The sequence below is a fragment of the Pseudomonas sp. B21-054 genome, assembly GCF_026016345.1.
GTDB lineage: Bacteria > Pseudomonadota > Gammaproteobacteria > Pseudomonadales > Pseudomonadaceae > Aquipseudomonas.
This window is the reverse complement of sequence record NZ_CP087204.1, coordinates 4,157,748-4,171,137: the sequence shown is the minus strand read 5'-3', so window position 1 is coordinate 4,171,137 and position 13,390 is coordinate 4,157,748. Positions and strand designations below refer to the sequence as shown.

Here is a 13,390-nt window from a genome sequence, read left to right as displayed (position 1 = left end):
GCCGGGAGGCCTCATGAAAAGGCGAGCCATCAACCCTTGTCCAGCCGCGTTGCTGCTGGGCCTGCTGCTCAGTTCGTTATTGAGCGGCAGCGCCCACGGTGAAGGCCTGGAAGAACGTCTGCGAACGCAACTGCGCAGTACCACCGCGCAACTGCAGGCCTTGCAGAGCGAACAGGCCCAGGCCAGCGCCGCCCGCCAGGCGGCGGAAAACCGCGCCAAGGAAGCCGAGACGCAGGTCAAGCGCTTGACCGCCGAACTGGCCAAGGCCCAAGGCGTGATCGAGCAACTGGCCGGGCGCCAGGAAAGCCTGCAAAGCCAGGCCCAGGCCCAGCTCGCGGCCAGTCACGAGCAGATCGGCAAGTTCAAGAAGGCTTATGACGAACTGCTGGTCCTGGCCCGGGGCAAGGAAGCCGAACGGACCCGTCTCGAGGCTCAGCTCAATGAGCGTGACACACAAGTGCAGCAATGTTCGGTCAAGAATCAGCAAATGTACGAAGTCGCCAAGGAACTGCTGCATGCCTACGAGACCATCGATATGGCCGACATCATGAAAATCCGCCAGCCGTTCGCCGGTAAGGCACGGGTACGTTTCGAAGAGCTGGCCCAGGGCTTTGGCGACGAACTCTACAAGAACCGTTTCGACGCACCCCAAGCCTCGATCACCCATTGATAGCGCAAGGAAGAACCGACCATGACGTCATTGATTGAACACGTCACGCCCCAGTCCCTCACCGAGGTGTTGCAAGCCGCCGGTTATCGGGTCAACGAAACCGAGCAGAACGGCATCGTGCAACTGCTCAGCGCCAGCCAGGGCATCGGCTACGCGGTGCGTTTCGGCAATCCAACGCCGATGCCGGGCCAGTACCTGGACTTCACCTTCAGCTGCGCGTTGCGCGTGCAGGGTGAGTTACCGGCCGGGCTGGCAGAGCTATGGAACGCCTCGCGGCGCTTCGCCCGGTTGTCGGTGCAGGGCGAGTTCCTGGTGATGGAAATGGACGTGGTGGTGGCGGCCGGTGTCAGCGCCGAGCACCTGCGCAGCAACCTGGAACTGTGGGACCGGCTGCTTCAGGAATTCATCGTTTACCTGCGCGAATTCAGCCAGAACGCGGCCCGGATGCACCCCGCCGCCGAGCCCGCTGAAGCCGCGCGGGAGGAGGCCGCCGCACTGTGAAGAAGCCAACCTTTGTCATCAGCGCCGCCGCGCTGGGCCTGCTGGCCGTAGCGGTCACTCTCGGCTTGCGCCCCGGCAACGATCCGGTCGCGGCGGTGCAGACAGCCGCCGTGGCGACAAGCGACTCGCCGAGCCTGGCGCGATTGGGCAGCCAGCAGGTCAGCCCCGAAGAACTCAAGGCCCTGCTTGCCGCGCTTGCCCCCGAGGTGCGCCAGCAGATGCGCGGCAACCGGGCTGCACTGGAGGGCTGGATCCGCGCGCGGCTGGCGGAAAAGGCTGTGCTGGAGCAGGCCGATGCCCAGGGTTGGCGCCAGCGACCGGAGGTGGAGCGCCAGACCCGGGCGGCGACTGAGCAGATTGTCTTTCGTGATTATCTACAGTCGGTCAGCCAGGTGCCGGCGGGGTATCCCAGCGAAGAGGAACTGAAACAGGCCTACGAGGCGGGGAAGGCCAACTGGACCGCGCCTGCGCTGTATCGGGTGAGCCAGATCTTCCTTGCGGCGACCGAGCCACAGACGGTGGAAGCGGTACGCCGGCAAGCCGTGGAGCTGAGCAAAAAGGCCCAGGCCTCGCCCGCCGAATTCGCTGCGCTGGCCAGCCGTTTTTCCCAGGATCGCGCCAGCGCTGAGCGCGGCGGCGACAGCGGTTTCCAGCCCTTGCAGCAACTGGTGCCCACGGTGCGCGAAGCGGTGGTGCGCTTGAAGGTGGGGGCCGTGTCGGACCCGGTGCAGAGCGCGGCGGGATTCCATGTGATCAAACTCACCGAACAGCAACCGCCTCGGCAAGCCAGCCTGGATGATGTGCGCGAGCGCCTGACCGAGGCCTTGCGTGCCCAGCGCCAGGAACAGATCGCCAAGGCCTACCTGGACGGCATGCTCGACACCGCGACGTTGAGCATTGATGGCGCGCAGTTGAGCAAGGTGCTGGAGGAGGCTTTGTAGCCCGCCTGCACCGATTTTTCTGTGGCGAGGGTGCTTGTTCCCTTGCCCCGGGGACGATTGGCATGACCGCTTTTCCAAAAAAACGACAGGGAGTCACCAATGTCATTCACCGAGCCCGCAGGACGCCTGGCTGTCACCGGATACCGCGCGCCCTTGCGCGCTCCCGAACCCTGGCTGGCCCTGGCCGCCAGCATCGAACCCCAGGTGGCGCAGTGTTTTCTGGTCAGCGCCCGTTGCGGCTGTTTCATGCAGGCGGCCCGCAGCCTGAACGTCAAGGCCACCTGGCTGCGCAAACAATTGGCCCAACTGGAAGCGCGCCTGCAGCGATCACTGTTCAGTTTTCAGGGCAGCGCCTTGGCCCTAACCCGTGAAGGACGGCAATTGCAGGCGCGTTTGCTCGCCTTGGGCGAGGACGATCCGCCACCGCTGGCCGATCAACCGCTGATCCGCCTGGCCGTGGCCGAGTCGATCCTGCATGACATCCTGGGCCGCGACCTGATCTCGTTGCTGCGCCGCAACGCCAGCGTGCGGCTGCAAATCATCACCCTGGACAGCGAGCTGGCGTTGCAGGCGGTCAGCGCCGACCTTGTACTGTGGCTGAGCGATTCGCAGGCGTCGGCGCCCGGGCCGAGCTTTCCGACGCAGGCGCCGGAGCGGCTGGCGCGGCTGGATTACCTGCCGCACATCGCCAAGCGCTATTCGCGACCGGCCACCCGCCCGGGCCGCCTGGATGATTTAAATGATTACATGCTGGTGCAGTGGCAGGCCGACCGACAGCTTGACTGCTTCACGCCGTGGAATGCCCTGGTGGAGCAACGCCGCGCCGGCGTGGTGCAGGTGCAATCCTATGAGCTGATGCTGGAGATGATCCGCTGCAGCGCCTGCGTTGGCCTGTTGCCGCAGTACATGAGCCGTTTCGACCGTGGCCTGGTGGCCTTGCCGGGGTTGTTCGACCAGCCGATGCAGCGGTATCTGTGGATGGCCGTGGGCACCGAGTCTCAGCAGACGCCGCAAGTGCAGATGCTCGTCGAATTGATCCGCCACACCCTGGATGAGCGCAGGGAATGGTTCCAGACTTGAAACACATGGAGCCGCGCCAAGGGTGAATACCCGTTAGCTTCAAGCCATGATCGGTAATTCGATGAGATTGGGGCGGCCTGAGCGAATGCCATCCTCGACCGCGTCGGCAATATCGCCGGCGCGCTCGACCCTGCGCGAAGCCACCCCCAGGGCGGAGGCGAGGGCCTGGAAGTCGATGGCCGGGTCCCGGATGTCCATGCCGATGAACTGGTTCGTACCGGCACTTCGGTAGTGCGCCTGGTTGCGCGCGTAGTTTTTCAGGATGTTGTATTCGCCATTGTTCATGACCACAAAGGTGACGGGCAAACGCTCGTGTGCCGCTGTCCAAAGCGCTTGGGGTGAGTACATCGCCGAGCCATCGCCGACCAGACAGACCACCGGGTTGCGGTCCAGGCCAAGGGATGTACCGACAGCCGCCGGCATGCCCCAGCCGAGGATGGCGCTACGCGTAAACAGGTACTGGCGGGCCGAATGCGAATCCAGGCAAGCACGCACATGAGCGATGGTGGCCGGTGCTTCGTCGACGATCCACACGTCAGGGCCGATTGCCCGGACAGCTTCATGGGCCGCAACGAAAGGCGTTGTCACGGGCCTATTGAATTCGTGCTCCGCGCGCTCGGCCACTTCGATTCGGCGGGTACTGCGCTCGCGCGCCGCGACATTTCGCAGCGTCGCGATTGCCTGGCTGTGCGGGGCCAGTGTCTGATCCAGTAACGGCAGCAACAACTGCAAGGACAGCTTGATGTCGCCTATCAATCCCAGCGCCGTTCCATGCACTCTGCCCAGTTGGTGGCCATCGCCGGTCAATTGAATGAGGCGGCAATGAGGAGGAATCGCCGGGCCTTGCGAGTATTGGTAACTGATCAGCGAATGGCCGCCGAGAAGCAAGACCGCATCGAAGTCAGCGAACGTTTCGCAGATATCGGCAGCTTTGGGCGACAAGGCTCCGCGCCATTGAGGATGAGCGGTGGGGAAGGGGATATGCCCGGGCCAGGAGGGCCCGAAGACCGGCGCGCCGAGTGCTTCGGCGAGTCTCACCGCTTCCACTTGCGCATTCGACTGGAAGACTTCCTCCCCGACGATAATCGCCAGGCGGCCGGGGGTAACCGTCGATAAGGCGTCAGCCAACGGGTCAAGCGCCGCGGTCACCGCACCTCGTTCGATTCGCGACGGCTGGCCAGCACCGGCATCGGTGTGTTGCTCCATCACGTTGATCGGCAGCGACAGGAAAACCGGGCCGGTCGGCCCCGTGCGGCAGTCCTGAAGAGCGCGACGCAGCAGCATCGGGATGTGTTCGGGATGCTGGATTTCCTCCGCCCATTTGACGCTCGGTCGGGCCAGGCTGACCAGATCACCGTGAAGCAGCGGGTCGGTCACGCCATGGCGGGTATCCTGTTGGCCCGCGGTGATCACCAGCGGCGTGTTCGCCATTTTCGCGTTCAGGATGGCGCCCATCGCATTGCCAAGGCCTCCGGCTGTATGGAGGTTGACGAAACCAGGGCGGCCGCAGGCCTGCGCATAACCGTCGGCCATCGCCACGACGGAGGCCTCCTGGAGGCCGAGCACGTAGTGAATGTCGCAGACGCCCGAGAGCGCATCGAGCAAAGGCAGCTCCGTTGTTCCCGGATTGCCGAAGACATGGCGAACGCCTTCGCTGCGCAGTACTTCTACGAACAGGTCGGCGCCGCGTTGCCCACGGATGCTGGACGGGACACTGGGCGTTGAAGGCATGGCGGGAAACCTCACTCATTTGGAAGAAATAATTTACCCTGCCTTCGTGGCTATCGGAACGCTGGGTTTGATTTGAAGCCCCGGCAGTGACTTAACGTCCGCCCGTTCTTTCGAGCAACTGGCTTCTGGGCGGCACATCGCTGGTACGCTTGTCCGAGGCTTTGCGAATCGCATTGCACAAGGCCCGGACGATGGGTACGTAGCTCATCTGGCTGGGCAGGCAGGCTTGGAGCGCACCCGTCGGGTTGATCAAGTGTACCGCGATGCGCCCTGGCAGCCATGAGATGAGTGGCCAACGGGGGCGTTGGGCGATCGTCGGGCACAGATCAGCCGCCGTCACACCAAATTCAGCAGATGCCACGAATGCGACCCCCATCAGGCACGCGCCTTCAAGCTGGGCGCGGAGGCGACCGGGGTTTTCTACAGCGCCCAGGTCAGCGACAAACACCGTGTCATGCACAATCAAGCGCCCCTCGTCGCTCAGCTCGACATCGAGTACCGCGGCCATGCAAGTCTGCGCATCGTAGTGTGCGGCGATGCCCTGCGTTCGACGACCTCCTGAAGGCTTGCCCCAATGGCTTCTCGTGGCCGCTTCGGTGATGACGCTACGCATTCGCCGGGCATCGAAACCTGAGCGTTGCGCGGCGCCGTCGGCCCGTGTTGATGCCGAGTCGACCAGGGAAAGCAGGTAGTCTCGTTGATCGAGCCTGCATGCAGGGTCCTGTGCGGCCATGAATCGCTGTTCGGCACGCAGGCGAAGCAGCAGGTCTTTACGGTCCAGAATGCCGTCTGGTGATGGCCAGATGAATTGACCAAGCGCGCTGTCGTGCCCGTCAGGGTGGTTCATTTGCGTTTCTCCTTCCGGCTGATGACAAGAGCTCCAGCAAAAAGCAACCTCGGGTACAAGTCTCTGGTTAAGCCAGGTTACTGCGGGAGCGAGCAGGTTCGCTCACGCAGGTTGACGCTGGCGCCGCAGGAGCAATCCTGGCGTTACTTTAGGCGGAGCGATCTGACGTCAGGGTGACGGGAGGCTGACAGGAACATGTCAGGCGATAAAGGGGCGCTTGGCACTGGGCGCCCCTGGCGTATCAATAAACCTGAGGAACGATGATTTCCGGCGGTGTGGGACTGCGGAAGTAGTCTTCTTGCCTGACGCGTTCCGGTAGCTCGATCACCGGGAGTTCGACTTCCTCATAGGGCATCTGGCTGAGCAGGTGATGGATACAGTTGAGTCTGGCCTTCTTCTTGTCGTCGGCTTGTATCACCCACCATGGCGCCTCGGCGATATGGGTGCGCTCAAGCATGATTTCCTTGGCCTTTGTATACGCTTCCCAGCGCCGACGGGATTCCAGGTCCATGGGGCTGAGTTTCCATTGCTTGAGCGGGTCGTGGATACGGCTGAGGAAGCGCAGGTGTTGTTCCTGGTCGGAAATGGAGAACCAGTATTTGATCAGTTGGATGCCGGAGCGGCCGAGCATCCGCTCGAACTCGGGCACGGTTCGGAAGAACTCCTCGTACTGATCCTCATTGCAAAAGCCCATGACTTGTTCAACGCCTGCGCGATTGTACCAGCTGCGGTCGAACAGAACGATTTCACCCGCTGCCGGCAAATGTGAAACGTAGCGCTGGAAATACCACTGCGTCCGTTCGCGGTCGTTGGGAGCGGGCAGGGCGGCGACACGGCAGACCCGGGGGTTGAGGCGCTGAGTGATACGTTTGATGACGCCGCCCTTGCCGGCGGCGTCGCGTCCTTCGAACAGGATCACGACTTTGTGGCCCGTCTTGACCACCCAGCTTTGCAGTTTTACCAACTCGCCTTGCAGACGGAACAGTTCGCTGAAGTAAATCCTTCGAGCAGCCTTCTCGCTGCTTTCCCCAACATGTTCATCAAACAGTGCATTCAGGTCATGCCCGTCTTCGGATAATTCCAGTTCCAGCTCTTCGTCACTGTGATCGAGCAGCTCACGGTGGATGCGCTGTATCAGGGTGTCTGCAGTAGAGGGCATGGGCGGAACTCTGTCGTGGGGATTGCAAAAGTCTTAGTCGCAATTTGTTACCGATGAATGACATGAAAATGCGTTGCTGCGGTGCAAAGGAGGGACGAAAGTGTTGTGTGACATTCAATTTTCATAAAATCGTAACAAAGCTGCTGCAAAGTTTCGGGAGCCCGTAATCACAAGGATTCCCTGAATGAAACGTCTGATGAAGACTGCTGCACTCGCCGTTGCGGTTACTCTAGGTACCACCTCGGTATTTGCTGCCGAGAACGTCCGTCTGACAGGTTCCGGCGCCAGCTTCCCGGCACCGATCTACCTCACCTGGTTCAAGGATTTCAGTAAGAAATCCGACGGCGTGACTGTGGACTACCAATCCAAGGGCAGTGGCGCGGGCGTACAGGACTTCCTGAACAAAACCGTTGATTTCGCCGCCAGCGACTCGGCCATGAAAGACGAAGATATCGCCAAGGTCGCCGAAGGCGTGCAGTTGTTGCCGATGACCGCCGGGGAAATCGTGCTGGCCTATAACCTGCCGGGTAATCCGAAGGGGCTCAAACTGCCACGCGACGTGTATTCCAATATTTTCCTGGGCAAGATCACGCGCTGGAACGATCCGCAGATCGCTGCCGCCAACCCGGACCTGAAACTGTCCGATACGCCGATCACTGTCGTTGTACGTGCGGACTCCAGCGGTACAACCGCGGTATTCACCAAGCACCTGGCAACCATCAATCCAGACTTCAAACAGGCGCTGGGCGAGGGCAACACCGTCAACTGGCCGGCCAGTGACAAGTTCATCAAGTCGCCGAAGAACGATGGTGTGACGGCTACCGTGCGCCAGACCCCGGGCGCGATTGGCTATATCGAATACGGCTTCGCCAAGCTCGCCAAGGTCGACTTCGCCCAACTGCAGAACAAGGCCGGCCAGTACGTCGTGCCAAACGCCGAAAGCGGTGCCGAGGCCCTGGCGGCGGTGAAGATGCCGGAAAACCTGGTGGCCTGGTTGCCTGATCCGGACGGTGCCAAGTCCTACCCGATCACGTCCTACACCTGGATGATTTTCCGCAAGGACAACGGCAATCCGGCCAAGGCCAAGGCCATGCGCGAAATGGTCGAATACAGCTTGACCGAGGGGCAGAAAATCGCTGATTCGATGGGCTATATCCCATTGCCGCAATCGGTCGTCGAGCAGGTTCGCAAAGCATCCGCCAACATTCAGTAACGCCGTGAGGTCTCTCTCGGTGTGTGCGTCTGCGCCACGCCGGGAGAGTTTTCCCCCTGTTCCGGACCTAGCCCATGAACAAACCTTTTGTCGTACCGGTTAACCCGGACTCTGCCTGCCAGCCACCCTCGACGAAGGATTTCCTGGTTGATCGCACCTTTCGTGCGCTTGCGCGCATCGGCGTGGTGCTGATTCTGGCGCTGGTATTTGCGCTGGTGTTCGAGGTGGGACGCAAGGCACTTCCCGGCATGGAGAAACACGGTTTCGACGTGCTTCTGGGCAGTGTCTGGGACGTTAACCAGGGCAAATATGGCATCCTCCCGGCTATCTGGGGCACGCTCTACAGCGCCTTGATCGCCTTGCTGATCGCCGGATTTTTCGGCGTCAGCATGGCGATTTTCCTGACCCAGGACTTCCTGCCGCCCAAGCTCGCCGCCATTTTCCGTACCATCGTCGAACTGCTCGCGGCCATCCCCAGCGTGGTCTATGGCCTGTGGGGGATCTACGTAGTCATCCCGGCGATTCGGCCGCTGACAACCTGGTTGAACAGCGAACTCGGCTGGGTACCCTTTTTCGGCACGTCCCTGAGCGGGCCGGGGCTGCTGCCGGCGGCGCTGGTGCTTGCGATCATGATTCTGCCGACCATCGCCGCCGTTTCGCAGGATGCGCTTACAGGCGTACCGATGAAGACCAAGCAGGCGGCCTATGGCATGGGGACCACGCACTGGGAAGCGATTCTCAAAGTGATGGTGCCTTCCGCCGCCACCGGCATCTTCGGCTCGCTGGTGCTGGGCCTTGGGCGCGCGCTGGGCGAGACGATGGCGCTGGCCATGCTGGTCGGCAATGCCAACAACATTTCCCTCTCGCTGTTTGCCCCGGCTAACACACTTGCCGCCTTGCTGGCGCTGAACTTCCCCGAAGCCGGGCCGAACGAGATCGAAGTGTTGATGTATGCGGCCCTGGTGCTGATGTTGATTACGCTGATCGTGAACATCTTCGGTTCGATGATCATGATGTATGCCCAACGGGGTAATAAGTGATGACTGATCTCACCGCAGCAACAGACTTGACGGCCCCAACGGGCGCGATGCCCAGCCTGCAACGCAAGTTCGAAGGCCGCGCACTGCGCAGCCTGATCCTGACCACCCTGGTCTGGGCGGGTGCGCTGCTGGCCAGCGTGCCGCTGATTTCCGTGCTCTACATGCTGATCACCCGTGGCGGTGCGCGCCTGAACCTGGAAGTCTTCACCGAACTGCCGCCGACCGGCTTCGAAATGGGCGGCGGTTTCGGCAACGCCATGGCGGGTACCTTTGTGATGGTCGGTATCGCGGCAGCGATCGCGGTGCCGGTCGGCATCATGGCCGCAGTCTTCCTGGCTGAGCTGGGACCGGACAGCAAGCTGGGGAACGCCGCACGGTTTGCCGCCAAGATGCTCACGGGCCTGCCGTCGATTCTGGCCGGGGTATTTGCCTACGCCCTGGTGGTGATGACCACGGGCACTTACTCGGCGCCGGCGGGCGGCGTGGCGCTGGCCGTTCTGATGCTGCCGATCGTCGTGCTGACGGCGGAAGAGTCGATGCGCATGGTGCCCAAGATCATGAAGGATGCCGCCTATGGCATGGGCTGCACCCGCTCGCAGGTGATCTGGAAAATCGTCTTGCCGACGGGCATGCCGGCCATCCTGACCGGCGTCATGCTGGCTGTGGCGCGTGCCGCGGGCGAGACCGCGCCGCTGCTGTTTACCGCGTTGTTCAGCAACTACTGGATTTACCACCAGGGCAATTTCGAGGTCATGAACCCGACTGCCTCGCTGGCGGTGCTGATCTACAACTTCTCCGGGATGCCTTTCGACAACCAGCTCGAGCTCGCATGGGCGGCCTCACTGGTGCTGGTGATGATCGTGCTGTTCGTGAACATCATCAGCCGTATTTTCGGCAAGCCTAAGTATTAAGAACGGGAGCATCTGATCTTGAACGTATCCACTGCGCAAATAGCCGCTCCGTTTGTCACCCAGGCGCCTGTAGTCATGGACTGCAAGCTGGACAAGATTTTCTACGGCAACTTCATGGCAGTACGTGACAGCCATGTGCCGATCGAGAAAAACAAGATCACCGGATTCATCGGCCCTTCCGGCTGTGGCAAAAGCACCGTGCTGCGCAGCCTCAACCGGATGAACGATCTGGTGAAAGGTTTTCGTTTCGAGGGGCACGTGCATTTCCTTGGACAGGACGTCTACGGCAAGGGCGTTGATCCGGTTGTCGTGCGCCGCTATATCGGCATGGTGTTTCAACAGCCGAATCCGTTTTCGATGAGCATCTTCGACAACGTCGCGTTTGGCCTGCGCCTCAATCGCTACAAGGGCGATATAGGGGACCGGGTCAAGCATGCGCTGCAAGGCGCCGCGCTGTGGGATGAAGTCAAGGATAAGCTCAAGGTCAGCGGCCTGTCCCTTTCCGGTGGCCAGCAACAACGACTGTGCATTGCCCGCGCCATCGCCACTGAGCCAGAAGTCCTGTTGCTGGATGAGCCGTGTTCGGCACTCGACCCGATCGCTACCCGGCGGGTCGAGGAGTTGATGGTCGAGCTGAAGAAGGACTACACCATCGCGCTGGTCACCCACAATATGCAGCAAGCCATTCGTGTCGCTGACACCACGGCGTTTTTTTCCGTGGATATTTCCCAAGGCACGCGTACCGGTTATCTGGTCGAGATGGGACCGACGACGCAGATTTTCGACAACCCGCGAGAACAGATGACCGGCGATTACATCAGCGGCAAGTTCAGCTAAGCAACACCCTGGTCAAGGCCGTATACCTGCAGAAGCCAAACGGATTTGGCGGGCATCGGTAGACTTTTTACCAAGTGTTTCCAAGGAGCATCAATGCCTGTAACGCATCGCCTTGATTTGCCAGCGATTGAACGCGCATTGCGAGAAGTGCAGAGCCGCTTCGCCGAGCTTAGCCAGCATTTCACGGAGCCTCGCGATCCCCTGACTGACGAAGTACTACACAATGTGCTTGAAGGTTATGCATTGGTTGACGACTATGTTGCACGCGGCGTTGACCTGTTTGACCTTCAGCAACTGAACCTGATGCTGGAGATCAATGCCACGGTGCTCTGTGGCCGGGATCCGGTCCGCCGATTGGAGTACACCCAGCACCTGGCAGCGACCGAGGCGCATTTCTTCAACAACGTTGAGGGAGGCATCAAGGACTTGTACAACTGGTACTGCGCGTATCGCAGCGATTCAGTCTGGAAGCGTGCAGCCGGCGTCTATGTGCGTATCCTCAGCAAGCCGCAGTTGTTCATCGAAGGCAATAACCGCAGTGGGTCGCTCATCGTCAGCTATCTGCTTATGCGCGCCGGTTTGCCTCCTTTTGTGTTGACGCTGGAAAACGCCAAGGGCTACTTCAACCCGTCTTCGGTCATCCGCAACTCCGCCAAGCATGGAGTCAAGGCGTTGTACGAGTTGCCCAAAATCAAGAAAAAATACGCAGCGTTCCTAGAAGAACAGGCACCCGATCAAATGAATTTCTTTCTCAAAGGCAAATCTTTGCCCATTTATCAAGGTGGCCATTGATGAGCGAACATCCAGCGTTAGCCAAGTACCGAACCTTAGGCAGCAGGGTAGGGCAGGCCATCCGGGGTGCCATACCGGTGGCGGTGCCCAGGCGTCCGCGCATACGGATTTCGTTTGATATCGATGACACGCTCGCTTGCCAACTCCACCATTGCGCGGTGGAGCACAGCAAGCTACCGGCCTGTATCCTTCGTTGGTTGGGTGAGCCGTTGCGTATGGGAACCCGCTCGCTGATCAGCGAGTTACGTCGCCAGGGCTGCAGTATCTGGGTCTACACGTCGTCCGGGCGCACGCCGTCCTACATCCGCCGTTGGCTGTTGCTGTACGGCATCCGCGTCGACGGTGTTGTCAACAGCGTGCTGCACAACCGCGCCCTGACGGTGCACGGGCTGTCGAATGCACCTTCGAAGTATCCGCCGGCATTCGATATCGACCTTCACGTCGATGATTCCGAGGGCGTGCGGATTGAAGGCCATGATCACGGGTTTCGCGTTGTCGTGGTGCATCCTGAGGATGAACGCTGGGCACGGAAAGTCCTGGATGCGGTGGCTATTGTCCAGGCGCAGCTCGCTTGGCAGCAAATGTTCAGGCATAAAGAATCGGTGCAGCAACGGGAGGAGGCTTTCAATTAGGCATGCCCGAATCTCCACTCACGTTCAAGCCACGATCTGCGCCGCTCCGCAAGCCCAAGGGGCCGCTGTCCTTGCTGGCATCGAAGGGGACAAGCTGCTAACGGTGTCGAGCCGATGAATCTGCTCGGCTGACAGTTCGACCGACAGGGCGGCGAGGTTGTCGGCCAATTGTTCAACCGAACGCGGGCCGATGATGGGTAACGACCCGTGCGTGCCGGACCAGGCGATGGCGACCTGACCGGGGTTGACGCCCAGTTCGTTGGCGATGGCGATCACGGTGTCGAGGATCTGTGTACGCTGCTCGCTATTCTCTGGTTGGAACACCTTGCCACCCAGGCCCTCGGCGCGTCCTTTCTCGCCCTTGCGGTACTTGCCGGTCAGCATGCCTCCGCCGAGTGGCGACCACGTGACGATACCCAATCCCAAGGCATACGAAGCCGGGAACAGATCAACCTCGGGCTCGCGGTGGACCAGGCTATGCTCGAATTGCGCCGCAGCGATCGGCACCGAGTGGGTGAGTTCGGCGAGGGTGACTGCGCGCGATAGCCGCCAAGCAGGGAAGTTGGAGAGGCCGGCATAAAGAATCTTACCCGCGCGGGCGAGATCCTCGAAGCCACGGACAATTTCCTCGGCGGGCGTGACATTGTCCGGCCAATGCGCCCAATAGAGATCGATGCGATCGGTTCTGAGTCGCTTCAGGCTCGCTTCTACCGAGGCCACCATGGCTTTACGACTATTGCCAGTGACGAGGCGATCAGCATTGGGCTGCGCGCCTTTGGTGTACTTGGTCGCCAGGACGAAATTCTCGCGTCGCCCCTTCAAAAGGGTCCCGAGCAGCTCCTCGGATTCGCCGAACTGGTAGACGTCTGCCCCATCGATGAAGTTGCCGCCGGCCTCCGCGTAGGCGTTAAAGATTGCCTTGCTGATATCGGGATCCGCGCCGTAGCCCCAGCCTGTGCCAAAGTTGCCCGTCCCGAGCACGACCTGAGACACATTCAGTCCTGTTTTGCCGAAGGTTGCATATTTCATGTTTTCA

Annotated in this window: 14 protein-coding genes; 10 read left to right on the top strand and 4 right to left on the bottom strand. The window is 60.8% G+C overall.

Annotated elements, in window-relative coordinates; all coding sequences use genetic code 11:
- Window positions 1-13: 13 nt before the first annotated feature.
- The 4 genes from LOY70_RS18100 (at window position 14) to LOY70_RS18085 (ending at window position 3,192) form a co-directional block, all read left to right on the top strand.
- Window positions 14-670, top strand: coding sequence for a DNA repair protein (locus tag LOY70_RS18100; RefSeq protein ID WP_265028751.1), 657 nt, complete (start codon window positions 14-16; stop codon window positions 668-670).
- 21 nt (window positions 671-691) lie between these two features.
- A complete protein-coding gene (locus tag LOY70_RS18095; protein ID WP_265028750.1) occupies window positions 692-1,171 on the top strand; it encodes a YbjN domain-containing protein in 480 nt (159 codons plus the stop codon).
- Window positions 1,168-2,112, top strand: a complete 945-nt coding sequence (locus tag LOY70_RS18090; protein ID WP_265028749.1) for a peptidylprolyl isomerase — start codon at window positions 1,168-1,170, stop codon at window positions 2,110-2,112. The genes LOY70_RS18095 and LOY70_RS18090 overlap by 4 nt, the downstream gene beginning before the upstream one ends.
- Before the next feature lie 99 nt (window positions 2,113-2,211).
- Window positions 2,212-3,192 (top strand): LysR family transcriptional regulator, encoded by a 981-nt coding sequence (locus tag LOY70_RS18085; protein ID WP_265028748.1) that lies wholly within the window; start codon window positions 2,212-2,214, stop codon window positions 3,190-3,192.
- Window positions 3,193-3,231: 39 nt separating this feature from the next.
- On the opposite strand, the gene LOY70_RS18080 is transcribed toward LOY70_RS18085, so the two are convergent.
- From LOY70_RS18080 to ppk2, 3 genes are all read right to left on the bottom strand, one after another.
- Window positions 3,232-4,923 (bottom strand): thiamine pyrophosphate-binding protein, encoded by a 1,692-nt coding sequence (locus LOY70_RS18080; RefSeq protein ID WP_265028747.1) that lies wholly within the window; start codon window positions 4,921-4,923, stop codon window positions 3,232-3,234.
- Between the two features lie 91 nt (window positions 4,924-5,014).
- Window positions 5,015-5,770: a molybdopterin-dependent oxidoreductase gene (locus tag LOY70_RS18075; RefSeq protein WP_265028746.1), complete on the bottom strand. Its 756-nt coding sequence runs from the start codon at window positions 5,768-5,770 to the stop codon at window positions 5,015-5,017.
- Window positions 5,771-6,011: 241 nt separating this feature from the next.
- The gene (ppk2, locus tag LOY70_RS18070; protein WP_265028745.1) at window positions 6,012-6,929 is read right to left on the bottom strand and encodes a polyphosphate kinase 2; all 918 of its coding nucleotides are present in this window, start codon (window positions 6,927-6,929) and stop codon (window positions 6,012-6,014) included.
- Between the two features lie 184 nt (window positions 6,930-7,113).
- On the opposite strand from ppk2, the gene pstS reads away from it, so the two are divergent.
- The 6 genes from pstS (at window position 7,114) to LOY70_RS18040 (ending at window position 12,354) form a co-directional block, all read left to right on the top strand.
- Window positions 7,114-8,142 (top strand): phosphate ABC transporter substrate-binding protein PstS, encoded by a 1,029-nt coding sequence (pstS, locus tag LOY70_RS18065; RefSeq protein ID WP_265028744.1) that lies wholly within the window; start codon window positions 7,114-7,116, stop codon window positions 8,140-8,142.
- 74 nt (window positions 8,143-8,216) lie between these two features.
- Entirely contained in the window at window positions 8,217-9,182 is a 966-nt protein-coding gene (pstC, locus tag LOY70_RS18060) for a phosphate ABC transporter permease subunit PstC (protein ID WP_265028743.1), read from the top strand.
- Window positions 9,182-10,093, top strand: coding sequence for a phosphate ABC transporter permease PstA (gene pstA, locus LOY70_RS18055; RefSeq protein ID WP_123413492.1), 912 nt, complete (start codon window positions 9,182-9,184; stop codon window positions 10,091-10,093). Before pstC ends, pstA begins: the two co-directional genes overlap by 1 nt.
- Before the next feature lie 75 nt (window positions 10,094-10,168).
- Entirely contained in the window at window positions 10,169-10,930 is a 762-nt protein-coding gene (gene pstB, locus LOY70_RS18050) for a phosphate ABC transporter ATP-binding protein PstB (protein ID WP_025214260.1), read from the top strand.
- Window positions 10,931-11,023: 93 nt separating this feature from the next.
- Window positions 11,024-11,722, top strand: coding sequence for a hypothetical protein (locus LOY70_RS18045; protein ID WP_265028742.1), 699 nt, complete (start codon window positions 11,024-11,026; stop codon window positions 11,720-11,722).
- On the top strand, window positions 11,722-12,354 hold the full coding sequence (locus LOY70_RS18040) for a hypothetical protein (RefSeq protein WP_265028741.1): 633 nt from the start codon (window positions 11,722-11,724) through the stop codon (window positions 12,352-12,354). Before LOY70_RS18045 ends, LOY70_RS18040 begins: the two co-directional genes overlap by 1 nt.
- A gap of 24 nt (window positions 12,355-12,378) precedes the next feature.
- On the opposite strand, the gene LOY70_RS18035 is transcribed toward LOY70_RS18040, so the two are convergent.
- The gene (locus LOY70_RS18035; protein WP_265028740.1) at window positions 12,379-13,383 is read right to left on the bottom strand and encodes an aldo/keto reductase; all 1,005 of its coding nucleotides are present in this window, start codon (window positions 13,381-13,383) and stop codon (window positions 12,379-12,381) included.
- Window positions 13,384-13,390 lie beyond the last annotated feature (7 nt).